At 45.2% G+C, this 25161-nt stretch carries 21 protein-coding genes and 10 tRNA genes; 1 reads left to right on the top strand and 30 read right to left on the bottom strand.

Annotation, left to right across the window (positions count from 1 at the left end):
* Nucleotides 1-6: 6 nt before the first annotated feature.
* From purK to purD, 3 genes are all read right to left on the bottom strand, one after another.
* Nucleotides 7-1098 (bottom strand): 5-(carboxyamino)imidazole ribonucleotide synthase, encoded by a 1092-nt coding sequence (gene purK, locus MK370_RS09300; RefSeq protein ID WP_268685040.1) that lies wholly within the window; start codon nt 1096-1098, stop codon nt 7-9.
* On the bottom strand, nt 1085-1573 hold the full coding sequence (gene purE, locus MK370_RS09295; protein WP_326845089.1) for a 5-(carboxyamino)imidazole ribonucleotide mutase: 489 nt from the start codon (nt 1571-1573) through the stop codon (nt 1085-1087). Before purE ends, purK begins: the two co-directional genes overlap by 14 nt.
* 228 nt (nt 1574-1801) lie before the next feature.
* Nucleotides 1802-3067, bottom strand: coding sequence for a phosphoribosylamine--glycine ligase (gene purD / locus MK370_RS09290; RefSeq protein ID WP_268685038.1), 1266 nt, complete (start codon nt 3065-3067; stop codon nt 1802-1804).
* 321 nt (nt 3068-3388) lie between these two features.
* Here purD and lytF point away from each other — a divergent pair, with 321 nt between their 5' ends.
* A complete protein-coding gene (gene lytF, locus MK370_RS09285) occupies nt 3389-5338 on the top strand; it encodes a murein hydrolase LytF (RefSeq protein WP_268685037.1) in 1950 nt (649 codons plus the stop codon).
* Between the two features lie 122 nt (nt 5339-5460).
* Here the strand turns inward: lytF and purH are convergent, their stop codons facing one another.
* The 27 genes from purH to MK370_RS09150 form a co-directional block, all read right to left on the bottom strand.
* Complete coding sequence (gene purH, locus MK370_RS09280; protein WP_268685036.1) at nt 5461-7008, bottom strand: bifunctional phosphoribosylaminoimidazolecarboxamide formyltransferase/IMP cyclohydrolase; 1548 nt, start codon at nt 7006-7008, stop codon at nt 5461-5463.
* Between the two features lie 20 nt (nt 7009-7028).
* Nucleotides 7029-7448 (bottom strand): hypothetical protein, encoded by a 420-nt coding sequence (locus MK370_RS09275; RefSeq protein WP_268685035.1) that lies wholly within the window; start codon nt 7446-7448, stop codon nt 7029-7031.
* A complete protein-coding gene (gene purN / locus MK370_RS09270) occupies nt 7432-7998 on the bottom strand; it encodes a phosphoribosylglycinamide formyltransferase (protein WP_268685034.1) in 567 nt (188 codons plus the stop codon). The genes MK370_RS09275 and purN overlap by 17 nt, the downstream gene beginning before the upstream one ends.
* Nucleotides 7995-9017 (bottom strand): phosphoribosylformylglycinamidine cyclo-ligase, encoded by a 1023-nt coding sequence (gene purM, locus MK370_RS09265; RefSeq protein WP_268685033.1) that lies wholly within the window; start codon nt 9015-9017, stop codon nt 7995-7997. The genes purN and purM overlap by 4 nt, the downstream gene beginning before the upstream one ends.
* 59 nt (nt 9018-9076) lie before the next feature.
* Nucleotides 9077-10516, bottom strand: a complete 1440-nt coding sequence (gene purF / locus MK370_RS09260; protein ID WP_268685032.1) for an amidophosphoribosyltransferase — start codon at nt 10514-10516, stop codon at nt 9077-9079.
* A gap of 98 nt (nt 10517-10614) precedes the next feature.
* Nucleotides 10615-14349 (bottom strand): phosphoribosylformylglycinamidine synthase, encoded by a 3735-nt coding sequence (locus MK370_RS09255; protein ID WP_268685031.1) that lies wholly within the window; start codon nt 14347-14349, stop codon nt 10615-10617.
* A gap of 19 nt (nt 14350-14368) precedes the next feature.
* Complete coding sequence (gene purC, locus MK370_RS09250; RefSeq protein WP_268685030.1) at nt 14369-15076, bottom strand: phosphoribosylaminoimidazolesuccinocarboxamide synthase; 708 nt, start codon at nt 15074-15076, stop codon at nt 14369-14371.
* Between the two features lie 154 nt (nt 15077-15230).
* The gene (locus tag MK370_RS09245; RefSeq protein WP_002926485.1) at nt 15231-15479 is read right to left on the bottom strand and encodes an acyl carrier protein; all 249 of its coding nucleotides are present in this window, start codon (nt 15477-15479) and stop codon (nt 15231-15233) included.
* A gap of 2 nt (nt 15480-15481) precedes the next feature.
* On the bottom strand, nt 15482-16480 hold the full coding sequence (gene plsX / locus MK370_RS09240) for a phosphate acyltransferase PlsX (protein WP_268685029.1): 999 nt from the start codon (nt 16478-16480) through the stop codon (nt 15482-15484).
* A 5-nt stretch (nt 16481-16485) separates the two neighbouring features.
* Nucleotides 16486-17259: a DNA repair protein RecO gene (gene recO, locus MK370_RS09235; protein WP_268685028.1), complete on the bottom strand. Its 774-nt coding sequence runs from the start codon at nt 17257-17259 to the stop codon at nt 16486-16488.
* Nucleotides 17252-18424 (bottom strand): pyridoxal phosphate-dependent aminotransferase, encoded by a 1173-nt coding sequence (locus MK370_RS09230; protein ID WP_268685027.1) that lies wholly within the window; start codon nt 18422-18424, stop codon nt 17252-17254. Before MK370_RS09230 ends, recO begins: the two co-directional genes overlap by 8 nt.
* A gap of 178 nt (nt 18425-18602) precedes the next feature.
* Nucleotides 18603-19445, bottom strand: coding sequence for a class B sortase, LPKTxAVK-specific (gene srtB / locus MK370_RS09225; protein ID WP_268685026.1), 843 nt, complete (start codon nt 19443-19445; stop codon nt 18603-18605).
* Nucleotides 19446-19539: 94 nt separating this feature from the next.
* Nucleotides 19540-20097 carry an LPKTxAVK-anchored surface protein gene (locus MK370_RS09220; RefSeq protein WP_268685025.1) on the bottom strand — a complete coding sequence of 186 codons (558 nt, stop codon included), beginning with the start codon at nt 20095-20097 and terminating at the stop codon, nt 19540-19542.
* Nucleotides 20098-20417: 320 nt separating this feature from the next.
* Nucleotides 20418-21383: a ribose-phosphate diphosphokinase gene (locus MK370_RS09215; RefSeq protein ID WP_002928639.1), complete on the bottom strand. Its 966-nt coding sequence runs from the start codon at nt 21381-21383 to the stop codon at nt 20418-20420.
* A 124-nt stretch (nt 21384-21507) separates the two neighbouring features.
* Nucleotides 21508-22722: a peptidoglycan hydrolase PcsB gene (pcsB, locus tag MK370_RS09210; protein ID WP_268685024.1), complete on the bottom strand. Its 1215-nt coding sequence runs from the start codon at nt 22720-22722 to the stop codon at nt 21508-21510.
* 96 nt (nt 22723-22818) lie between these two features.
* Nucleotides 22819-23319, bottom strand: coding sequence for a rod shape-determining protein MreD (gene mreD, locus MK370_RS09205; protein WP_268685023.1), 501 nt, complete (start codon nt 23317-23319; stop codon nt 22819-22821).
* Nucleotide 23320: 1 nt separating this feature from the next.
* Entirely contained in the window at nt 23321-24136 is an 816-nt protein-coding gene (gene mreC / locus MK370_RS09200) for a rod shape-determining protein MreC (RefSeq protein ID WP_268685022.1), read from the bottom strand.
* A 73-nt stretch (nt 24137-24209) separates the two neighbouring features.
* Nucleotides 24210-24297 (bottom strand) — tRNA-Ser (locus MK370_RS09195).
* Between the two features lie 9 nt (nt 24298-24306).
* Nucleotides 24307-24380 (bottom strand) — tRNA-Ile (locus MK370_RS09190).
* A 33-nt stretch (nt 24381-24413) separates the two neighbouring features.
* Nucleotides 24414-24484 (bottom strand) — tRNA-Gly (locus tag MK370_RS09185).
* 20 nt (nt 24485-24504) lie between these two features.
* Nucleotides 24505-24577 (bottom strand) — tRNA-Phe (locus MK370_RS09180).
* 5 nt (nt 24578-24582) lie between these two features.
* A tRNA-Met gene (locus tag MK370_RS09175) sits at nt 24583-24656 on the bottom strand.
* Nucleotides 24657-24675: 19 nt separating this feature from the next.
* Nucleotides 24676-24765 (bottom strand) — tRNA-Ser (locus MK370_RS09170).
* 12 nt (nt 24766-24777) lie between these two features.
* Nucleotides 24778-24851 (bottom strand) — tRNA-Ile (locus MK370_RS09165).
* A 13-nt stretch (nt 24852-24864) separates the two neighbouring features.
* Nucleotides 24865-24938: transfer RNA gene (locus tag MK370_RS09160), tRNA-Met, on the bottom strand.
* Nucleotides 24939-24943: 5 nt separating this feature from the next.
* Nucleotides 24944-25017: transfer RNA gene (locus tag MK370_RS09155), tRNA-Pro, on the bottom strand.
* A 19-nt stretch (nt 25018-25036) separates the two neighbouring features.
* Nucleotides 25037-25110: transfer RNA gene (locus tag MK370_RS09150), tRNA-Arg, on the bottom strand.
* Nucleotides 25111-25161: the final 51 nt, after the last annotated feature.

The following is a 25161-nucleotide window of genomic DNA, read 5'->3' as shown; positions in this document are numbered from 1 at the left end:
ATTTTCTTAAAAATCAATCCCTTCCCCAAATTCAACCACGCTATCCGGCGCATCACTAAACAAAGTCACATGTCCCATTTTGCGGTTGTGCTTCGCTTCTATTTTACCATACATATGAAGGTGGGCGCTTGGATTTTCTGTGACATATTTTTCAGCAGCCTCGACATGTTGGCCGAGTACGTTAAGCATGACGGCTGGTGAATGCAGTTTGATGGCTGGCAATGGTGCTCCGAGAACACCGAGAATATGGGTGTCAAACTGCGAGAAGTCGCAGGCTTCGATAGAGTAGTGCCCAGAGTTGTGTGGCCGTGGGGCAATCTCGTTGACAATGATGTCATCAGCAGTCGCAAACATTTCCACGCAGAGCGTTCCAGACAGCTTGAGCTGTTCTGCAATTCGAACCGCCATTGCTTGAGCTTTGTCTGCCAGACTAGCTGAAATGCGGGCTGGCACGATGGTCTTAGACAGGATATTGTTGCGGTGGATATTTTCCTGAATCGGGAAAACCGTGACGTCCTTGCCATTTCCTGACACGATGACGGAAATTTCAAGATCAAAATTGACAAATTCTTCCAATACACAAGCTGCTGAGTCAGCTAGCGCATAGGCTTCTTCCAAGTCTGCTTCTAAATGAATAACCTTTTGTCCATGCCCATCATAGCCACCAGTCGCTGTCTTGAGGACATAGTTTTTCGACAGGTCGATATCCGCCAAGTCTTGGCTAGAAGTCACGACCTTGTAGGGTGCCACGGTGACTTGGGCCTTGTTTGCGAGAAAATCCTTTTCAAAAATCCGATTTTGAGAAATGCGGAGCAGGTCTGTTCCTTGAGGGAGCTGTCCATCCTTGATAACAGCATCCAGCCCGTCAGCATCAACATTCTCAAACTCATATGTCAGGACATCGCAACGCTCAGCCAACTGACGGAGGGCGTCCACATCGTTATAAGGTGCCACGATAATTTCTGCCACACGAGAGGCCGGGCAATCCGCCGCAGGATCCAGCGCGATAACCTTGTGTCCCATGTAGATAGCAGAAATGGCCATCATCTGACCCAGCTGACCACCACCGATAATTCCGATTGTTTTAGATGAGCTCATTTGTTGACTCCTCTGCGATTTTTCCTTGTTCTTCTGCAAAATCTGCTAGCGCTGCTGCTAGGTCTTGATCTTCAATCGCCAAGATCCGAAGGGCAGTCAGGGCAGCGTTTGTCGCACCTGCTTCTCCGATAGCCATAGTTGCCACAGGTACACCGCCCGGCATCTGCACAATCGAATAAAGTGAGTCCAGACCACTGAGAGCACGTGATTTGACCGGTACACCGATGACAGGCAGAGTGGTTTTGGCCGCTACCATTCCTGGCAAATGCGCGGCACCACCAGCACCTGCGATGATGACCTTGATACCACGGCTACGTGCTTCTTCGGCATGCTTGAACATAAGGTCAGGTGTGCGGTGGGCAGAGACAACCTTTTTTTCGTAGGTTACACCGAAGCGATCTAGGACTTCGGCTGTTTTTTGCATGGTAGCCCAGTCAGATTTGGAGCCCATGATGATGGAAATAATTGGTTTCATATTAAGATACAAAGGGACGATTCGCTTGCGAAAAATCCCGTAGAAAAATAGGAAAACTAACGACGACGGTTACGTCTAGGCAGTTTTATCTTTTTTCCTAGGGATTTAGTCCCGTGTTCAGTTAGGAAAACTAACTGAATACTCCTTTCATACAGTTTTTTTATTGCGACCATTATCCTACAGTGGCTCGCTTTCGCTTGCCATTTTCAAATTTAATATCAGTAGCTTTTAATTTTTAACCGCCTTGCTTCCGATATCATGGCGATAGAAGAGGCCTTTAGTATCTTGTTTTTTTAGTTGGTCATAGATTTTTTCCTGCGCAGCTGAGACGGTATCTGCTGTAGTAACCAGCATATATACTCGACCGCCATTTGACAGCAGTGCTCTGCTATTTTCCGCAAACTTAGCCCCAGCATAGTAGGTGATGATGTCGCCGGCTGTCTTCTCCGGCAGAGGCAGGCCTTTCTCATAGTCCAGCGGGTAGCCCTCTAAAGCGACAACCACGCCAAGAGTAACGCCCTCATCCAGCCAAGTGATAGCAGGCTCCTTCTTGTCCAAAATGTCCGTGATGTTCTGCGCAAAGTCAGACGTCAGGCGCGGCAATATAATCTGGGTCTCTGGGTCGCCAAAGCGCGAGTTGAACTCGATGACTTTGGAACCATCGGCTGTCAGAATCAGCCCAGCATAGAGCACGCCCAGATAAGGTCGGTCCTCAGCTATCATGCCTTTGAGAACCGGCTTGATAATCGTCTCAACTGACTGGTCCACCACGCTTTGTGGCAGGTGAGGCACTGGCGCATAAGCTCCCATGCCGCCTGTATTGGGACCCTTGTCCCCATCGTAGGCCCGCTTATGGTCCTGGGCAGTCGGCAGGACGTAAAACTTGTCGCCATTGACAAAGGCAAAGAGAGAGTACTCCTCGCCGTCCAGGAACTCTTCGATGACCACACGCGCACCGCTGTCGCCAAATTTGTTATCCAAGAGCATGTCGTGAGCCGCTTCGACCGCTTGCTCGACTGTCTCAGCAACGACCACGCCCTTGCCCAGAGCTAGGCCGTCCGCCTTAACCACGATAGGCGCTCCCTGCTTTTCTATGTAAGCTTTGGCTTCCTCAAAGTCGGAAAATGTGCCATAAGCTGCTGTCGGAACACCATATTTAACCATGATTTCCTTGGCAAAATCCTTGGACCACTCCAGCTCCGCTGCTAAACGAGATGGACCGAAAGCCTTGAGCCCAGCTTGGTTAAAATCATCTACAATTCCAGCTGCCAGGGCATCATCCGGACCTATAAAGGACCAAGCAATGTCATTCTCCTTGGCAAATTCAATTAGTTTAGAATGTTCGGAAATTCCAATGTTTACTATATCCAACCCATCCAAGGTCATGCCATCATTTCCAGGAGCGACAAAAACCTGCTCCACATCCCGAGACTCCAACAACTTCTTGGCAATCGCATGCTCACGACCGCCTGAACCAACAACTAAAAGCTTCATAGCCAAGATACCTCAATATCCAATATCACAGGCGCTTACGCACCAAGTTAACACATTACGTAAAAATCACCGCATTTTTACGAATTATTTATCTAAATTATACCATAATCGTTCGTTTTATTCCATTCTAATGAGAAAAAGAATGTCTCTTCTATCTGATTGCCGTAATTGTTGTTGTCTTCAGCCTTCTCCTTTTTGAGTGGATTGTACCCATTGTAGACAAAAAATATTCAGGGCTTGTCAAATTTACTATCATTTTCAAATAAGTTTTCCGAATAATACAGGTGGGCCCATCCAAAACCATTCTCACAAAGGAGTTTTATGAAGAAATATCAAAAACTGTTTTTATTATCCGGAGCTGTCCTAGGTCTCTTTGCGAGCAACTCCACAGCTCAGGCAGTTGAATCAACCGAATCTGAAGTCAAAATTCTAGGCCCCACTGATCGTGCCAGCAATGTCGATGTTACTGTGAACGATCGGACAGCCTCTATTAGCTATACCCGTTCCCAAGCTCAAGAACCTTATCTTATTGCTCTTGCTGTTTGGTCTGAAGAAAACGGACAAGATGATTTGAAATGGTATGATACACCACAAACACCCATCACTGACATTGACTTAAGCAACCATCCAGGATATGGTACGTTTCATGTTCATACCTACATACGGATAGGAGAGCGCTTGGTAGCTCTAAATGCCACTACCTTTCATGTAGATAAACCAGCTAGTAAAACGAATGCATCCGTCTCAGGAGGTACAGGGCGCATTAGTTTTTCCCGCAACAAAGACCAAACTCACTCAAAGATTGTCCATGCTGTCTGGTCAGAGGAAAAAGGCAGCGACGACCTTCAGTGGTATGACGCAGGAGAAGAATCAACTGAATTTAATCTTTCCAAACATCGTGGTTATGGACGATACTTCGTTGACACTTACGAAAATGTAAACGGAAAAATGATTTTCCTATCTGGTACTACGTTCCATCTTGAAAATCCGAAACCGATAATCGAAACCAGCTTCCCTCAGACTGGTATCATGGAAATTACTGTCAAAAACGTACCCGATACCATGCATCGAATTGTTCTTCCAACTTGGTCTGATAAGAAAGGGCAAGATGATCTGCAATGGTACGAAGCAAGCAAAAATCCAGATGGTAGCTACAGCGCTCGGGTGGAACTCAGAAAGCATAACTACGACACTGGGACTTACAATATCCACCTTTACGGCCAAAGCTATGTTCAACCGGAATCAACTGGTATAACAGGAACGACAGTTCAAATTGACAGCGGAAAATTACCTTCGGACGAGGAACAGAAACCTCTTTTTACGGTGGAAAATATCAACCCCAAACAAGGAACCTATACTGTAAAAATCGCTGAAACAGCTTTATCTAAACCTATAAAGTCTGTCCAAGTTCCCATTTGGAGCACTAGCAATCAGAGCAATCTTAAATGGTATGCAGCCACTCCTAACGGAGACGGCTCCTTCAGCGCAACCTTTGATATCCGTAATCATCAGGCTTTGTCTGGAACCTATAACAACCATGTGTATGTCACCTATAAGGACGGCAGTGAGCGTAGCTACGCAGCAGATGCCGTCTCAATGTCTACCGACCAAATTCAAGCCAAGGTTGCAGTCAGGAAAACTGAGGTCAATCGCTATGAGGTGACAGTGACAGACGCCTACGGAGATGGCGATATTATTCTGCCAACTTGGTCAGAAGTCAATGGGCAAGATGATATCAAATGGTATACTGCAAATAAGGTCGGCAATGGAACATACAAATTTACCGTGGATACTCAGAATCACAAGGGGAGCGGCCTATTTAACACCCATGTCTATCGTAGAAAAGCGGGACAACTGACTGGTCTGACTGGAACTAGCTATCAGGTTGAGAAATCAAGCGTTCAATCAGCTAATATTCAGCCTAACTATGCCGCTGCTAATGCGACAACCTATCCTGTCGGCCAATGCACTTGGGGGGCCAAAGCTCTAGCTCCTTGGGCAGGAAATTACTGGGGCAACGGCGGTCAATGGGCAGCTAGTGCTAGAAGAGCTGGATTCCGTACCGGCAGTAGGCCTGAGGTTGGCGCCATCGCCTGCTGGGATGACGGCGGCTACGGCCACGTAGGTGTCGTCACGCATGTCGAATCCAATACCCGCATCCAGATCCAAGAGTCTAACTATCTCGGCAAGCAATACATCAGCAACTTCCGTGGCTGGTTTGATCCAACTGCTTCCTACTGGGGCCGCCTGACCTATATCTACCCTAAATAAGTCGCTTTCGCACTCCTAAAAACCACTTTGAGCAGACTGCTCCTGCTTAGTTTGTTCATGATTTTCATTGAGTACAAGACTATTCAAAAATCCTCGGAGAAACCGAGGATTTTTTCTATTTCTTAATGCCTAAAATGCCGTACACCGGTGAAAATCATAGTCAAGCCATGCTTATCAGCTGCGATAATAGACTCCTCATCACGGACAGATCCACCTGGTTGGATGATAGCTTTGATGCCAGCGGCTGCGATTTCTTCGATATTGTCCGCAAAGGGGAAGAAAGCGTCAGAAGCCAGAGCGGCACCGTCAAGGCGATCTTTGGCTTGCTCAATAGCAATCTTGACAGAAGCCACGCGATTGGTCTGACCGGGACCGATTCCCAGCACCTGACGTTCATTGGTAATGATGATCCCGTTGGATTTGACATATTTGACGGACTTCCAGGCAAATTCCAAAGCTACGCGCTCCTGCTCACTTGGCCGGCGCTTGGTCACGACCTGCCAATCAGCTGGATTTTCCTCGATAACATCTTGGTTTTGCACAAGAAGACCGCCCAGAACACCGGTTACTTCTTTCTCCACTCCAGAGGCTGCCTGCGCATCAAAAGCCAACTCCAAAATCCGCAGATTTTTCTTTTTATTGGTCAAAATAGCTAGCGCTTCTGCCGAGTAGCTCGGTGCGATGATAATTTCCAGGAAAATACCGTGCATCTTCTCAGCTGTCGTAGCATCTACTTCGCGGTTTAAGACAACAATCCCACCAAAAATAGAAACCGGATCAGACTCATAAGCATAGTCCCAAGCGGTCTCAATATCATCCGCCTGACCAATGCCGCAAGGATTCATATGTTTTAGCGCCACAACAGTTGGCCACTCCTTGAAATCTCGAATAATCCGAATGGCCGCATCCGCATCACGAATGTTATTGAAGGACAACTCTTTCCCATTCAGCTGCTTAGCGGAAGCTATGGAATAGTCCAGTGGCAAAGCGGTCTGATAGAAATCCGCATCCTGCTGGGGATTTTCCCCGTAGCGCATGGGCTGCTTGAGTTCATAGGTCAAGGTCAGCTTTTCAGGCTTGCTTTCGCCTACCTGATCCGTGAAATAGTCTGCAATTAAAGCATCGTAAGCGGCTGTGTGACGGAAAACCTTGGCGGCTAAGCGTTGCCGCGTTTCATAGCTCGTTTGGCCATTTGCTGCCAACTCTTCCAGAACAAGAGCATAATCAGCCGGATCTACAACAACCGTCACGCTGGCATGATTTTTAGCTGCAGAGCGAAGCATAGAGGGTCCACCGATATCAATATTTTCCACCGCATCCGCATACTCCACACCTGGCTTGAGAATGGTTTCCTTAAAAGGATAGAGGTTGACCACGACCAGGTCAATGAGCTCAATCTGATTGTCCTTGGCCGCTTGCAAGTGGCTATCCAAGTCCCGACGAGCCAAAAGCCCGCCGTGAATGTTTGGGTGGAGGGTCTTGACACGGCCATCCATCATCTCTGGAAAACCAGTTACATCATCAATGGCAATGGTGCCCACTCCAGCACTATCAAGGGCTATCTTGCTACCACCGGTTGAGATGATATCCCAGCCCAGAGCTTTCAGCTCTTTCGCAAATTCTACAATGCCTGTCTTGTCTGAGACACTGATTAAGGCGCGTTTAGTCATGTATTCTCCTTATTACTATTTTATTTACTATGTTCTAATTTTTCTAACTCAAAAACAAAACGATCAGTAAAAAAACCAACCACCAGTGGAATAAGAAATAAAATCAGTATCTTGTCAACATTTTTTAATATGATTTTATCTACATTCCAAAATGCTTCTTTTAAATTTAAGTTTTGGTACGTCTGCCCAATCATACACACTAGGACAAAAAACATTAAAATCATGACTACAAAATAGTCAAATTTGTCTCGATAATTCTTTCCAATCCTAACTTTTGTCCACGACAAAACAATAAAAGCAGAAAATACTAGAGATAAAATGTTCTCTAATACAAAGTCTTTGAATGGCGCACTAGGATAACCAATCCATAAAAAACCAACTAACATTATCATTAAAAAGTAAATTATATATTTACATGATTTCTTATTGCTTTGACGCATTACTTTCTCTCCACTCCCATCCATCCAGAACCTCTGGATACAACTTGTACTCCGCCTCATGAATCCTAGCTTCAAAACTTTCAATCGTATCATCAGCTAGTCGTGGCACACGCACTTGCTGGATAATCTTACCAGTGTCAACGCCCGAGTCCACCCAGTGAATGGTCACACCAGACTGGTCCACGCCAGCATTCCAAGCATCCTCAATGCCGTGGGCACCTGGGAATTCCGGCAGATAGGCTGGATGGATATTGATGATACGTCCTTCATAAGCACTTAGCAAGGTCGGCCCGACAATCTTCATATAGCCTGCTAGGCAAACCAAGTCAATCTGGTGCTCTTCTAGCAGGTCTACAATAGCTTTCTCGTAAGCCTCCTTACTGTCAAACTCTCTAAGCTCAAAGGCATAGCTTTTGACGCCTAGCTTGTCCGCCCGCTCTAGCACATAGGCATCGCGATGGTCTGAAAAGACAAATTCAACAGGAAACTGCTCAGCAATCACTTGGAAATTTGATCCATTTCCCGAAGCAAAAACGGCAATTTTTTTCATTTGATAAGGACACTTTCACTTTCTTTTTTGACAATCCGGCCAACTTCATAAACAGGCTCATCAAGAAGTTCTTTGACACGATCCACATTTTCAGGAGCTACTGCCAAAATCATCCCTAGTCCCATATTGAAGATTTCAAACATTTCTTGGTGCTTGATATGACCATATTTTTCTAGGGCCTTAAAAATGGGCAAGACTGGAATCTTGTCTTCTTCAATCTCAGCAGCCAAGTCATCGGCAAACATGCGGGGCACATTTTCGATAAAACCACCACCGGTAATATGGGCAATCCCATGAACCAGCTTTTCCTTAATCAGCGGCAGCAAAGCCTTAACATAGATACGAGTCGGCTCAAGCAGGACTTCCTTAAGTTTCTTACCTTCCAATTCTGGCAGTTCTTCCTCACCCGTATAGTCAGCAAAGACACGGCGGACAAGCGAATAACCATTTGAATGGATACCACTGGAAGCCAGCCCCAGAAGGACATCGCCCTCAGCTACTTTAGAGCCGTCAATAATTTCTGACTTCTCAGCAACTCCGACTGCAAAACCAGCCAGGTCATAATCATCTTCACCGTACATGCCAGGCATTTCAGCGGTTTCCCCGCCAATCAAGGCAGCTCCAGACTGAACGCAGCCTTCAGCCACACCAGCGACGACTTGTTCTAGCTTAGCTGGTTCATTCTTCCCTGTCGCCACATAGTCGAGGAAATAGAGGGGCTCCGCACCTGCAGCGATGATGTCATTGACACACATAGCCACACAGTCCTGCCCAATGGTATCGTGTTTGTCGTACTTGATAGCCAGCATGAGCTTGGTTCCGACACCATCCGTACCAGAAATCAGCACTGGCTCCTTGACCCCGGTCTGAGACAGGTCAAACATGCCGCCAAAACCACCCAGTGCTCCCATGACACCAGCCCGCTCTGTACGTGCTACATGTTTTTTAATTCGCTCAACTACTTCATAACCTGCTTCAACATCCACACCGGATTGAGCGTATGCATTTTTATTTGTCATAACTTTCTTCCTTACTCTTATTTTTGAAAAAGATTGCGACAACTACCGCTGACCTTGTTTTAATAAAAACTTGTCTTCTCCTTCAGGCTTTCCAGATAGCGCTCTTCATAGTCATAGAGCGGAGTTGGGTACTGACCGTCAAAGTAAGCCACACAAAGCCCGCCATTCGGAGCATTCGTCTCAATACCAACTGATTCAATGAGACCTTCTAGCGACAGGTAAGTCAGGCTGTCAGCTCCGATAATCTCACAAACCTCATCAACTGTATGATTGGCCGAGATGAGCTCGCGCCGATTCTGAATATCAATGCCATAGAAACATGGATATTTAAGTTCCGGACTGCCGATAGCCACATGGACTTCAGCTGCACCTGCATCTCGTAGGAGCTGGACGATGCGTCGGCTGGTTGTTCCCCGCACGATAGAGTCATCTACCATGACCACGCGCTTGCCCTTGACAATGCTGGAAACAGCAGACAATTTCATACGAACTCCTTGCTCTCGCAGCTCCTGTGTTGGCTGGATAAAGGTCCGTTGGATGTATTGATTTTTAATCAGACCCATTTCATTTGGCAGGCCAGACTCTTCGGAAAAGCCAGAGGCCGCTGACAGGGAAGAATTAGGCACACCGACAACGATATCTGCCTCATGCTGGAATTCCTGAGCCAGCCTGCGGCCCATCCGTTTGCGGGCTGCATGGACATTGACCCCGTGAATGACGCTGTCCGGCCGAGCAAAATAGACATATTCCATTGAGCAAATAGCCAGCTGGGTATCTGTCGTATAGCTATCGTAGGTCACGCCTTCATCATCGATAATCACGATTTCCCCTGGCTCAAGGTCACGCACCCATTCGGCACCCACCACTTCAAAAGCACAGGTTTCACTGGAAACGACCCAGGCCCCATTTTTCATGCGGCCGATGGACAAAGGACGAAAGCCGTTAGGATCCAGCGCAGCGTAGAGCTTGTCCTCTCTCATGATGAGATAGGCAAAGCCGCCCTGAACTCGTCTCAAGGATTCCTTGAGCTTGTCTAAGAAATTTTCCTGCTTACTATGGCGAATCAAGTGCATGAGAATTTCCGTATCAGACGAGCTGGCAAAGATAGAACCCTTCTTTTCTAACTCCCGTCTCAGTGAATGGGCATTGGTCAGATTGCCATTATGCGCCAAGCCCATCTGCATATCATAGAAACTGAAGAAGAAAGGCTGGACATTATTGATGGAGGCCCCGCCAGACGTCGCATAGCGGACATGGCCGATAGCTGCTTCGCCCGTCAGATTGTCCAAATCTGCTGGATTTTTAAAAACCTCGGCAACCAATCCCAAATCGCGGTGGCGTTTGAGCTTTCCATGGTCGTTTGACAGGATCCCAGCTCCTTCCTGACCGCGGTGCTGCAGACTATGGAGTCCGAAATAGGTGACCTGAGCCGCCTGTGGATGGCCCCAGATTCCAAAAATACCGCACTCTTCATTCAGTGACTTTACTTCGTATGTCATTGTTTTACCTAAATTCTTTTGTCTTATAAAAGGGAGAAAACCTGGCCTTTCAGGCCAAGCAGACTCCTTTTTTGATTGATCGCTCTTGCAAGCCAACTTTATTCGTGACTCGCTTGGAAATAACGAACGGCGCTTTCAAACAATTTCTGGTCTTTCTGACCTGGAATATTTTGGAAAAGGCCGTCTTCATAACGTTCTGAGTGACCCATTTTACCAATGATTTGACCGTTCTTGCTTGTAATCCCTTCGATAGCGTAGAGAGAGCCATTTGGATTATACTTACTATCCATGCTTGGCTGACCGTCAAAGTCTACGTACTGGCTCCAAATCTGACCATTGTCACGCAGCTCAGCAAACTCCTCAGCCGTCACGACAAATTTCCCTTCACCATGTGAAACCGGAATGGCATGGATATCTCCCACTTGCACACCAGCCAGCCAAGGCGAGTTAGTATTGGCAATGCGAGTTTCCACCATCTTAGCCACGTGCTGGTTGGCATCATTGTAAAAGAGAGTTGGGCTATTAGCACCTGCTTCTTCGAAATCTCCGTAAGGAAGAAGTCCAGATTTGACTAGAGCCTGGAATCCATTACAGATACCAATGATGAGACCGCCTCGAGCGATGAAATCATCAATGGCTTTCTTGACCTTTTCGTTGAGAAGAATGTTGACGATAAACTTAGCTGATCCATCTGGCTCATCTGCAGCAGAGAAGCCGCCTGCAAAGAAGATGATATTGGCCTTGTCAATGTTGTCAACCATGGTGTCAACAGATTGGACAATGGCTGCTTCATCCAAAGTAACGAATGGAACTAGATTGACCTTGGCTCCAGCTGCTTCAAAGGCTTTGGCTGAATCGTATTCTGAGTTGGTTCCAGGGAAGACTGGAATGTAAACCAGCGGCTCTGCTACTGTCTCTTTGGCTTTGATAACTGTATCAGCGACAAGAGCCGGCACTTCTTCAATAACTGTTTCCTGTTTAAATTCTGTCGGGTAGATAGGTTCTAGTCGGCCTTCAAAGCTTGCCAAAAGCTCTGCTCCCTCAAGCTGGACACCATTGACAATCAGTGTAAAGTCTGGCTTGGTCTGACCGATCTTCACTGCACCTGGAATATCCTGCTCAGGACTGGTAAAGACAAATCCGCCCAGTTGCGCTTGCAAACCGGAAGGCAGGTCAGCAATATCCACTTGGGCACCAATACGATTACCAAAGCTCATTAAAGCCAGACTCTCTGCTAGACCGCCGTATTTGACAGCGGAGGCTGCTGTAATCTGATACTTGTCCTGAATGGCCGCAAAATTTTCAAAGTTATTCTTGATTAAGTCAAAGTCAATATCCTGAGACAGGACCTGTCCTGGCAGATAGTAGATGGACTCGCCTGCCGCCTTAAACTCTGGAGACAGGATGCGCCCAGCAGTAGAAGTAGTCACTCCAAAAGCCACCAAGGTCGGCGGTACTGTCAATTCTTCAAAAGTTCCGCTCATGGAATCCTTGCCACCGATAGACGGCAAACCGAGCTGAATCTGAGCTTCAATTGAACCAAGCAGAGCAGAAACTGGCTGTCCAAAACGCTCAGCCTGCTTGTCCATCCGCTCGAAGTATTCCTGATAAGAGAAGCGAGCCTTGGACCAGTCCGAACCAACAGCAACCAAGCGAGCTGTCGCTTCAATCACTGCATAAGCTGCTCCATGATAAGGTGACCAAGCTGCCACATAAGGATTGTAGCCCTGCGCCATCACAGAGACCGTCTCAGTCTTGCCATGCTCAACTGGCAGTTTCTGCACAGAAGCCTCAGTCGGCGTGATTTGGTAGCGCCCGCCAATTGGATGATTGACAGTAGATCGGCCAACAGAGCTGTCAAAGATAGTCTGCAGTCCCTTTTGACTGGTATGATTGAGGTCGCTGAGCAAGCTCTTAAGGTCCTGCTCCAAAGTCGCTTCAGAAGTCACAGCCTGCCCTGGCAGTACTTCTTGGGCATCCACAACCTTAGCATCCACAACCACACGCACACCATTGGTATCCAGAAAACTCCGCTCAATATCGACGATGGTTTCCCCGTTCCAGTGCATGACCAGATTTGGCTTTTCTGTAACTTTAGCCACAACGACTGCCAGCAGATTTTCCTTGGCTGCCGCAGCGATAAATTGTTCCACATCTTCTGGGCGGACCACTACTGCCATTCGCTCCTGCGACTCAGAAATCGCGATTTCTGTTCCGTTAAGTCCTTGGTATTTGAGTGGTACCTTGTCAAGGTCAATTTCCAGCCCGTCTGCCAATTCGCCAATAGCTACGCAGACACCGCCAGCTCCAAAGTCATTGGATTTCTTAATGAGGCGAGTTACATTGCCATCGCGGAAAAGGCGCTGAATCTTGCGCTCCTCAATAGCATTTCCTTTTTGAACTTCCGCACCAGCCGTCTCCACAGACGCAGCTGTCTGTACCTTGGACGAGCCAGTGGCTCCACCAACACCATCACGGCCCGTCTTGCCTCCCAGCAAGATGACCACATCACCTGCCGCTGGTTTTTCACGGACAACATTTTCCTTAGGAGCCGCACCGACAACCGCACCCAGCTCCATCCTCTTGGCAACAAAGCCTGGATGGAAATACTCACGGACATAGGTCGTTGCTAGACCAATTTGATTCCCGTAAGAAGAATAGCCATGCGCTGCAGTTTTTGAAATAACCTGCTGAGGGAGCTTGCCAGCCCGCGTTTCAGCAATCGGTTGGGTAATATCGCCCGCACCTGAAATCCGCATAGCCTGATAAACATAAGAACGGCCAGAAAGCGGATCACGAATGGCTCCTCCGATACAAGTCGCAGCCCCACCAAAAGGCTCAATTTCTGTTGGATGGTTGTGAGTTTCATTTTTAAACATCAGCAGCCAAGGCTCCTTGACACCATCCACATCCACTTCAATCTCTACTGAGCAGGCATTAATCTCATCAGACACTTCCATGTCATCCAGACGGCCATTAGCTCGCTCATAGCGCCCAAAAATAGTCGCCATATCCATAAGGGTCTGCGGTTTGTCACCACGTCCCAGCTCATCGCGCATAGCCAAGTATTTATCATAAGTAGCCTGGAGCTGCTTTTCAAACTTAGAAGCCGAAAAATCAATCTTCTTCAACTCCGTCTCAAAAGTCGTATGTCGACAGTGGTCGGACCAGTAAGTATCTAAAACCTTAAGCTCGGTCTCCGTCGGGAAACGGCCAATCGACTTGAAATAGTCTTGAATAAAGAGCAAATCTGCCACTTCCATAGCCAGACCATGCTCCTGCTTGTAGGCTTTAAAGTCCGCTTCCGTGTAGTCCTTAAAGAAGTCCAGAACCGGAATGGTCTTGTCAGACTCAGAGAACTGCTCCAGCTGGATCGGCTTCTCAATATCTTTAAAGCGTGAATCAACTGGATTCAGCAAGTATTTCTTGATTGCTGCCAACTCGCTGTCTGAGATGTCTTTATTGACCAAATAAAGCTGAGCGGTCCTCACCAGAACATCTGTCCCAGCGCCAAGCAAAAAGAGGGCCTCCTGAGAGCTGGCTGCCCGCTGGTCAAACTGACCCGGTAGCGCTTCGATGGCAAAAGACGCTGTCTCTGCAAGTGCAGCATCTACTTCCTCCTCCGCCAACAATCTATCTGTCACTTGCTCAGAGAAAATATGCTTTTCAGCCCGAGCGACCAAATCTTCTGCTAGATGAAAGACATCATACACTTGAATCATCCGAAGAGCTGACAATGTTTTTAACTGAAGATTATGCGTCAGCTCTCTCATCAAGCTCTGTGACTTGACACCGAAGTTACTCTTCTTCTCTACAAAAATACGCTTGTCCATGATTTTTCACACCCTGTCCTTACTTAATCGCCTGCAATTTTTCCCAAACAACCTGATAAACATCCGTAAGTTCACCAAGGCCACGTCGGAAAACGTCCTTGTCCATATGATGGCCTTCCGCATCCCAGAGACGGCAGTTATCTGGTGAAAATTCGTCCGCCAGAATAATCTTGCCATCTTTGTCAAAGCCGAACTCTAACTTGAAATCAATCAATTTCAATCCGATTTGGCGGAACCAATCTGACAAGAATTCATTGATCCGGCGAGTCTCCTCTTTCAAAAAGGCAATTTCTTCGTCGCTAGCAATCTTCAAGAATTTCACATGCTCGTCATTGATGAAAGGATCGTCCAAATCATCATTTTTGTAGTAAAATTCCACAATCGGAGTTTCAAGCGCGATGCCCTCTTCTACTCCAAAACGCTTGGAAAAAGAACCTGCTGTATAGTTGCGCAGCACCACTTCCAAAAGAATAATCTCTACTTTTTTATTTAGCTGGTCCGTATCCGAAACCTTCTCAATGAAATGCGTCGCCACACCAGCTGCATTGAGTTTCTCAAAAATAAAAGATGAAATCTGGTTGTTGAGCACTCCTTTACCAGCAATCTGCTCCTTCTTGACCCCATTAAAGGCCGTTGCCTGGTCCTTGTAGCGTGCCAGAATGACTTGCTCATCATCTGTAGAGAAAATATCCTTAGCTTTTCCCGAATATAACAACTTATTAGACATTTTAATATTCGCCTTTCGTGGTTTTATACCCTCATTTTATCATCTTTGAATACATTTTACAAGAAATTCCGTATAAACTTTCTGTATCCAGTTAAAGAAATCGTTTCCTTTCCAAGATACGAAAAAAAGACCGGGAGATACCGATCTTTGATTTTTAATGTTGCTTCTTCAGTTTTTCGTGGATATAAGCCACCACATCGGAAATTGTTTTGAAGTTATCCATATCCTCATCAGGAATTTCAATATCAAAAGCTTCTTCCAGATTGATGATAAATTCCATCAAATCAACAGAGTCCACTCCCAGCTCCTCTTTCAAGCTCAGTTCTGGAGTGATATGCAGCTTGCTGCTGTCATGTTCTTGAATGATTTCGACAATTTTTGCATAAATTTCTTTTTCGCTCATGTTTACTCCTTTGCATCTGAAAATTCAATGACCGATTTACCAACAACATCTGTTTCCAACATGGTCCGAATCTGACGAATCGTGCTATAAACAGCCTTAGCATCACTAGAGCCATGCGTTTTGACAACAGGTGCTTTCAAGCCGAATAGAACTGCACCGCCTGCACTAGAATAGTCCAGACTATTTTTGAGCCCTCGCAGGCTATCCTTGAGCAGCCAAGCTCCCAATTTAGCCTTGAAACCACCGCCTAAAATAGACTTCTTCAGCTGACCCATGATACTGATAGCAGTTCCCTCAATTGATTTCAGAACAGCATTACCAGTAAAGCCATCTGCAACGACAACATCCGCCACATCATCCATCAAATCACGCGCCTCTACATTGCCGATAAAGTTAAGTGTCGAATCCCCAGCTAAAAGCTCGTAGGCTTCCTTGCGCAGAGGGTCGCCCTTGCTGCTTTCTGTTCCGTTATTCAAGAGACCCACCCTCGGCTTCTTGATTCCTCGGACATTTTCAGCATAGAAAGAACCCAAAGTCGCATACTGGTGTAAATGATGGGCTGTGTTTTCAGCATTGGCTCCTAGATCCAGCATATCAAATCCCTGACCGCCAACCGTTGGCATAGTAGATAAGAGCCCCGGTCGGTCAATATTCTTGATACGCCCCACGATAAAGAAACCTGCCGCCAAAAGCGCTCCAGTATTTCCAGCAGACAGCATAGCATCTGCTTCCCCTGCCTTGACAGCCTTGGCTGCCAGCACCATACTAGCCTCTTTCTTCTGACGAATGGCCTTGGTCGGCTCGTCGTCCGAGTCAATCTTCTCCTCCGTGTGGATGATGCGGACCCGCTCACCAGCAGTCAGATAAGGCTTGATTTTCGTCTCATCGCCATAAAGGAGAATTTCAATATCCGAAAACTCCTGTACCGCTCGATTGACTCCTTCGACCAGAGCCTGAGGGGCATTGTCCCCCCCCATAGCATCAACAGCTATTTTTTTCATTCGATTTATTCCTCGTTCTTATCTTTTAAAATGTTTCCCCAGTCCCCCAGAGAATCTATAAATTTTTTGGATTTGAGATGGATGCCGACATATTCATCATAGAGCAGGTCGATAAAATCCCGCAGCTGCTTTTTAATATCTGGCTTCAAAGAAATGGTCTCCAATTCGCTAAAACGGACCGCCTGAAATTGATCCAGCAGAAAAGGAAGATTAGGATTCAGATGGCAGCGCCGTTCATCCTGATGGTAATGATCAGGGCAAAGGACTCCGCTATATTTGAAAGAGAAGTCAAAAGGCAGACCCGTCCGATGACAAAAGGCACAGTCATGGAAGTTCAGCGAAACTCCAAAACGTGACAAAATCTGAATCTCAAAGATATTGGTCAGCACTTCATAGTCCAGACCATTGTTCATCAGCTCCAGGGTTTTCTGCAGAAAGGCAAAGAGAGCTGGATCCGGCTGATTGTCCTGAAGACTGGCATCTGCCAAGGCTGCCACATAACTGGCATAAGACATGATGAACAAGTCCTCATTGATCTGATGGTAGGTGACTACATCCTGATAGTCCTCGATATAGCTAAGACCATCATCATTGATTTTCATCAGTAAGTTCGCCGCAGTCAAAGGCTGAATGACGGGTGCTAGCTTAGATTTACCAGCATGCTTGACGAAAAACATACGCTTGCCAGCCTGTTCCGTAAAGATCTTGACCAGCTTATCATCCTCACGGAAATTACGGTTATAGAGAACCAGACCTTGACTTTTTAGAGATTTAAGCATAGTCCTCCATGTAGTCCTTGAGGCGCTTCAGAGCTTCTCGAATCGTCTCCATACTAGCCGCGTAGGACAGGCGGATATAGCCTTCCCCGTATTGACCAAAAGCTGCACCCGGGATAAAGGCCACAGCCTTCTTCTCCGCAAAATCCTGCAGAAAAGCGAAAGAATCTTGATTATAACCGTCTGGTATCTTAGCAAAAATATAAAAAGCCCCGTCTGGTTTGATAATCTTAAAGCCTAGCTCAGCCATTTTCTCTATGATATAATCGCGACGCTGGATATACTCAGCCTTCATTGGCTCCGCATCATCTTTCCCAACTGTCAGGGCTTCAATGCCTGCAAACTGAGCCATGGTATTGGCCGCTGTTACGAGATACTGGTGGCTCTTAATCAGCTGAGCAGTGAAAACTTCTGGAGCAAAGATAAAGCCCAACCGCCAGCCAGTCATGGCATGAGACTTAGACAGGCCGTTGATGACGATAGTTTGGTCTGGCAGATACTCCGCGATGGAGACATGCCCATGCTCTGTATAGGTCAGCTCAGAATAGACCTCATCGCAGACCACAAAGACTTGGTATTTTTCTAGGACATCCGCCAGAGCTTTTATCTGCTCCCGCGAATAAGTCACGCCGGTTGGATTGGCTGGATAATTGAGAATGACCGCTTTTAGTTGCTCGCCCTGTTCTAAAATAGCTGCTTCCAGCATCTCTGGAGTGAGGACAAAGTTATTGGCCGTTGTGTCAATCTCGACAATCTCCGCCCCCACTAGATTGACAATGGGCTCATAGCCTGGATAAGCAGGAGCTGGCAGCAAGACCTTGTCTCCTTCTTCTAGAATGGCTGTCAGTGTAGCCGACAAGGCCTCTGTTGCTCCGATAGTGACTAAGACCTCATCTTCTGGGCGATAGTACAGATTGTACTTTTCTTTCACAAAGCTGCTAGCAGCCTGACGCAGCTCCAAGAGACCGCTCATGCCAGTGTAGTGGCTTTGATTGGCATCAATCGCTGCCTTGGCTGCTACTTTGATATGATCCGGTGTCGTAAAATCCGGCTCCCCTAAGGTCAGCCGAAGAACTCCCGGAATAGCAGAAATTGATTGGTCAAACTGACGAATCAGCGAAATTTCTATTTTTTCTAAGTTTTTATTAAATTTCTTACTTAAATCCATACATACCTCCAGCCGCTCAATAGAACTATTATACTATAAATGCAGAAGCATAGCAAAAGCTATTACATGATTTTCCATACAGAGAAAAAGGACTAAGCTTGTACTCAGTCCCTTTTTTTCGCCTTAAAATTCTTCTCTGGCAGATAGTGGATATAGCTGCATCTCACGTGACTGCCAGTCAACGAGTCGGAGTATAGGTCAATTCCTTGCCATGCTTGGCCAGAAAATCTGGCAGTTCTGAATCAGGAATCTGCCGTAAATAAAGGTTAGAACGAATCGTATCGTCTTCCTCACGGCAGGTTGAAAGAACCAAATACCGGTCGCTCGCCTTAATCTTTATCTTAGGATCCTTAGTACGAGCAGCTTCATAGATATTTCTGAGCTGGGTTGTAAAGTCCTCGTCATCCTTAAACTCCGTCCGATAAAAAGCAGTCTCTTCCGGCACAATGACCAGTCCCATAGCTTGATAATAATACTTACGCTCAGGAGTCTCAATCACGACATATCTATGTTTGTCAAAATAATCCTGACGATCATAGTAGTTGACGTCATTAAACATACGATGATCTCCTGCCTTGCTGCCCCGAGCATGCCCGAAAAGCCAGGTAAGTCGATCACTGAAATCTTTATGATTGTCCTTATCCATGAAGACCGCTCCCATATAGGGCTCTTGCTTTCCTTCAAAAGTCTTCAGCAGATAAGTCTCATTATCTTTCGTTTGCACCACTGGCTCATCCAGCTGCGTACCAGGAGCATAGACATAGCCTATCGTTTCTGAATTCACAGCCTTCAGTTTAGCAAAACGCTCTGCTAAATATTCCTTTTCTGTCTGACTTGAATATGCAGATGAGCTTGACGTTTCAATCCTGCTAGGATGCGAAACTCGAGGCTTACTGGCTGTTCCTGAAGAACGGAAAGCATAAAAAACAGAAAAAATAACCAGAACAATCAACAGGAGGCAGATGCCAACAACAAGGAGCTGTTTCTTATTCGAAGCTTGACTCCTATCTTTTTCTTGCATAATCTAAAAATCCTTTATTTTTCATTTTTTACAAAAAATATCACCGAACGAAGGCTCAGTGATATTTAGGCGTTAGCACAAATTAAAGACAAAATTATTTGACTGCACTTGTCTTAGGAAGTGACTTTTCTTCAGAATTTTCCTCATTTTCCTTGTTCTCTTCTTTTGCTTCCGGAGCTTTTTTTGCTTTATTTTCTGATTTTTTAGCCTTCTTTTTACCTGCTGCTGCCGAAGATTGAGACGGTGCTGGAAAAGTCGGAACTGATGAAGAGGCTGTGGAGAAAGGTGCTGCCGAATAAGCCGGTGTAGATGGATCTGTAGTAGATGGCGCCACTGAAGGTTGATCAGCATTGGCCGACTCTCCCTCACCAATAACAAGAACTTTGTTACCAGCTTGATCCTCCATCACAGCACTTTTGCCAACCGGAGCTTTCTTAGCTTCAGCAACTTGCTGATCCAGAGCTGATTGTGCATCTCTATAGGCCTGCAGTTCATCCATAACTTTATTAGATTCTGAGTCCGTACTGCCTTGGGGAACTTCATTATTATCAATGTCATTAACCCAAAGACTGGCTGTACCCTCAGCAAATACTGGTGCAGCAGCCGCGAAAAGTGAAAGGGCCACAGCACTTGAAAGCAAAACCTTTTTCATTATCTCATCTCCTCTTTACTTTTCAAAAATAATTGTAACTCCCCGTTACCTAATATTACCTACTACTAAGTATAGTTCGAACTCTAAAAAAAGTCAAGAATTTTACTACATAAAAATTTCTAAAATCAAAGAATACCAAGGGATAAGACAAATTGTCAATTTACCAACTATTTAAATGGTCATTTATTTATATTTGAAACATCAAGTAGTTTGAGTCATCTTCTAAAGTTGATGTTAGTTTTTTTAAAAAAAGTAGGAATGAAATAAAAAGAAGCTAGGAATCAAACTTCCCAGCCATATATATATATATATATATCAGATTATTTTTTCCCTATTTCAAATAAGGGTGACAGCGGCCGTTTCTCATGAATACGAACAATGGCTTCCCCTAGAAGATGCGCAATAGAAATCTGATCAATCTTATCAATCAAGCGCTCTTGAGGTAGATAAATCGTATCCAACACAACCAATTTTTTAATCGCCGACTTTTGGATATTATCCATAGCCGGACCAGACAAGACTGGATGCGTACAGCTAGCATAGACTTCTACAGCCCCTGCTTCAGCGAGAGCGTCAGCTGCATGGCAGATAGTTCCCGCTGTATCAATCATATCATCAATTAGGATACAAGTTTTTCCTTCCACCTTACCAATGATGTTCATGACTTCGCTGCTATTCATCTTGTCTACACTGCGACGCTTATCAATAATGGCAATCGGGGTTTTCAGAAACTCTGCTAACTTACGGGCCCGACTCACACCACCATGGTCAGGACTGACTACCACATAGTCGCCCCCTGTCATATTACGGCGCTCAAAGTAATCAGCAATCAAAGGTGCACCCATCAAATGATCCACTGGAATGTCAAAGAAGCCCTGGATTTGCGCTGCATGCAAGTCAATAGTCAGCATCCGATCCACACCAGCAATTTCCAACATATTAGCAACTAATTTAGATGTAATTGGCTCACGAGCTCTAGCCTTGCGATCCTGTCGAGCATAGCCATAGTAAGGCATGACAACATTGATTGATTCAGCACTAGCCCGTTTCAAAGCATCTACCATAATCAAGATTTCCATCAAATTATCATTGACTGGCGAACTGGTAGACTGCAAAATAAAGACGTGTTTCCCGCGAATAGATTCTTCAATATTCACTTGAATCTCACCATCAGAGAACTGACGGACAGTTGATTTCCCAAGTGGCAATCCAATCTCTTGAGCAACACGCTGCGCTAATTCTTGATTAGAAGAAAGAGCAAAGAGTTTTAAATCAGAAAAAGACATGATTCCCTCCAGATTCTAAATCGTCTTTCATTGTCCAATTACAACTTTTCCCAACTACCATTGTAACTTTTTTCAGTTGATTTTTCAATTAAAAATAAAAAACGCCAGAGGCGCTTTTTACTGATTAGTTCGGATAGATATATGAAACTGTACCTTGTGCAGTTGTTGGGTTAAACCATCCACGGTAGTTACCGATTGATTGTTGTCCAAGGTAGTTCGCTTCTGATACTTGGATGCTTGTAGTAGATTGAACAGCTGTTACTACTGCAACGTGTCCGTATCCACCGTCAGTCCAACATGCAATTGCGCCAACTTCTGGCTGTGAACCAACACGGAAGCCTGCTGCTGCTGCGCTTGCTGACCATTGTCCACCATTACCCCAGTAATCGCCAGCCCAAGGAGCTAATGTCTTAGCTCCCCAAGTACATTGACCTACTGGATAAGAAGAGGCAGATGAGCTATAAACTGGTCTATTTGCACGGGCAACAGATTGAGTCACTGCAGGTGCTGCCGCAGCTGGTGCTTCAGCAGATGAAGGTGAATTAACAACTGCTTGGACCTGAGCTTGCAGAGTAGTATTACCTGAAGCTTCAATTGCTTGGCGTTTTGATTCTTGCTCTGCTTTATAAGCTGCTTCACGAGCCGCTGCTTCTGCTGCTGCTTTTTCAGCTGCTGCTTTTTCTTCAAGAAGAGAATTCTTTTCGTTTTCAGCAGTCGCTTTTTCAGCTGCAAGACTTGCCTGAGCTGCTTTCAGTTCAGCTTGTTTTGTTGCCAAAGTTTGTTCATCATCAGCTAACTTCTCTTGGTTAGCAATTACAGTATTGATAGCTTCATTATTCGCAACTTGCTTTTCAGCAATTACTTCTTTATCTTTCTTTTGTTGTTCCAGCATTTTATTATTTGCTGAAACAATTTCGCTCATAGCTGCTACACGAGAGATAGCTTCTGTGATAGAACTAGAATTTACAACTGTATTGATGTAGCTAGTAGCAGTTCCGTTTGTTTGGGCACTACGTGCTTGATTAGCAAGAGACTCATTACGAGCTACGATATTTTTAGACAGTTCGTCAATCTCAGTAGACAGTTTTGCAGATTCAGCAGACAGTTTTTCATTTTCTGCTTTAAGATCTTCTTGTTGCTTTTGAATAGCAGACACTTGACCTTGAATTTCGTCGACTTGTGTTTGTGCAGTTTGTTGTTGTGTTGTCAAACTACTGATTTTGCTGTCTTGTGCAGCAATCTTTTCATCAGTTGTCTCCGCTTTAACGCTCACAAGTGCAGCTCCTTGTGAAAGGATAACTGTACTCAATAAAATTGATGTGAGTAGTTTTTTCTTCATAAAAATAATACACTCCTTCTTATAAGACATTATCTAGTATACCAGAAAATACCGTATCATATATTACGCATTTGTTACATTTTTATTTCTTGTTTATCATAAATATATTTTTTCGAAAATAGGCTGAAAAATGAGGAATATAAAGCTATTGAGGAGTATAGTCGGTACTAAACTGCTAAGGACAAAATCTTGTAAATTCAGACTAGAAAGATTCAAAAATACTGCAAAAGCAAAACTAGTTAATTCAAATAAAAATACAAGAATCAGAACAGATAGAAAGCGAGTAAATTTATTTAAAAGCATAGTCGAACTAGACTGACAAACCAAGAGACTTAAAAGAGGAAAAAGAATAAGAGCAATACCGATGGTATGAAAATAGTAAACATCATAAATCAGCCCCAAACAACAAAATAAGAGAATATTGTAGTTTTTAGAGAGGTTGATGGAAACAAATAGCATGAAAATAAAGATAAAATGACTGACTAAATGCCATTGTAGAGGCAGAATATCAGCCAGAAAAGTCGAAATCTGCCCGTCAATCAATAAAACAAAAAATAAAATAATAGGAGTCAAAAGATGTTCTTTAATATCTCTCATATCAGTTTCCTACCAACATTACAGCACGAATATCCGACAAATCAGCAGTCGGCTTAACCAGGACAACCTTGTTTAACTGATCCTTAGCCTCAGATACAGAAAGCACCTTACCGACAGGAATATTTTCTGCATTATAAGCACCCAAGCCACTGGTTGCCACCTCATCTCCCTCTTTTATATCTTCAGCACTATTTAACTGACTAATGATATAAGCAGAATTTTTTGCATCATAACCCGTAATAATCCCATAAATTGGACCAGACTTCGTTTGAATCCTAACAGAAATTTTAGTTGAGTTTTCCTCGTTAGTCAATAGAGAAACTAAGCTAGACTGACTACTGGTTTCAGAAACACTTCCTACTAGACCACCATTAGCGACTACCAACATAGCATCTGTCACATTATCAGATGTCCCTTTGTCAATGGTCAGCTCGTTTTTCCAGGATGCTGGCGTACGGGCAATCACTTCGCTGGCAATTTGTATTTGATTTTTATCAGCTTCTTTAAATTCCAGAAGTTTTCGCAACTGCTCATTTTCATCTTCTAAGGAATCTGCCTTCCCAGCCTTTTCCTCAACCTTATAAAGATTTTTCTTGAGCTGCTGATTCTCTCTATAAGTAGACATCAAATCTGACATTGCTTCTTTTTTATCAGCTACAAAAGCAAAAGGAGAGCCAACAAGTCTATCTACCAATGAAATAATATTTGAAGTAGTTGATACAAACAAACTAGAAGAAGTAGATAAGACAAGTATCGTCATTGCAACAACTAATACAAAAAAAGAAATCAGGAACTTAGACTTTTTAAATCGATTCATCAAAAAAACCTCACTAAACAGGACAAGAAAGTATAAGAAAAGGAGATAGCAAATGCTAAACTCCTTATTCATACGGAGAATGGGGGATTCGAACCCCCGCGCCGGTTACCCGACCTAACGATTTAGCAAACCGTCCTCTTCAGCCTCTTGAGTAATTCTCCAATATTTTATGGGCACGAGTGGACTCGAACCACCGACCTCACGCTTATCAGGCGTGCGCTCTAACCACCTGAGCTACGCGCCCAAGTTCGAAAACTTGGTATGAACTTTCGTTCAAAGCGGGTGACGAGAATCGAACTCGCGACAACAGCTTGGAAGGCTGTAGTTTTACCACTAAACTACACCCGCATTTCCAATACGATGATGTATGGCGCGAGACGGAATCGAACCGCCGACACATGGAGCTTCAATCCATTGCTCTACCAACTGAGCTACCGAGCCAACTATTGCGGGAGCAGGATTTGAACCTACGACCTTCGGGTTATGAGCCCGACGAGCTACCTAGCTGCTCCATCCCGCGTTATTACTATTCGTCCCTAAGGAGGATGTGGGATTCGAACCCACGCACGCTTTTACACGCCTGACGGTTTTCAAGACCGTTCCCTTCAGCCGGACTTGGGTAATCCTCCAAGATAACATTATGGACCTTGTAGGACTTGAACCTACGACCACTCGGTTATGAGCCGAGAGCTCTAACCAGCTGAGCTAAAGGTCCGACAAGATCATTATAGCGGCGAAGGGGATCGAACCCCCGACCTCCCGGGTATGAACCGGACGCTCTAGCCAGCTGAGCTACACCGCCATCTATCGGGAAGACAGGATTCGAACCTGCGACACCTTGGTCCCAAACCAAGTACTCTACCAAGCTGAGCTACTTCCCGAACTTAAGTTATTACTTAATGCACCCTAGAGGAGTCGAACCTCTAACCGCCTGATTCGTAGTCAGGTACTCTATCCAGTTGAGCTAAGGGTGCTCATCTTCTTCTACTGCCTCTCACAAGTCTATGCCGAGGACCGGAATCGAA

It is taken from the genome of Streptococcus sanguinis, from assembly GCF_026781265.1.
Classification (GTDB): Bacteria; Bacillota; Bacilli; order Lactobacillales; family Streptococcaceae; genus Streptococcus; species Streptococcus sanguinis_T.
Note: the sequence above shows the minus strand (reverse complement) of the source record. Positions and strands in the feature narration are given on the sequence as shown.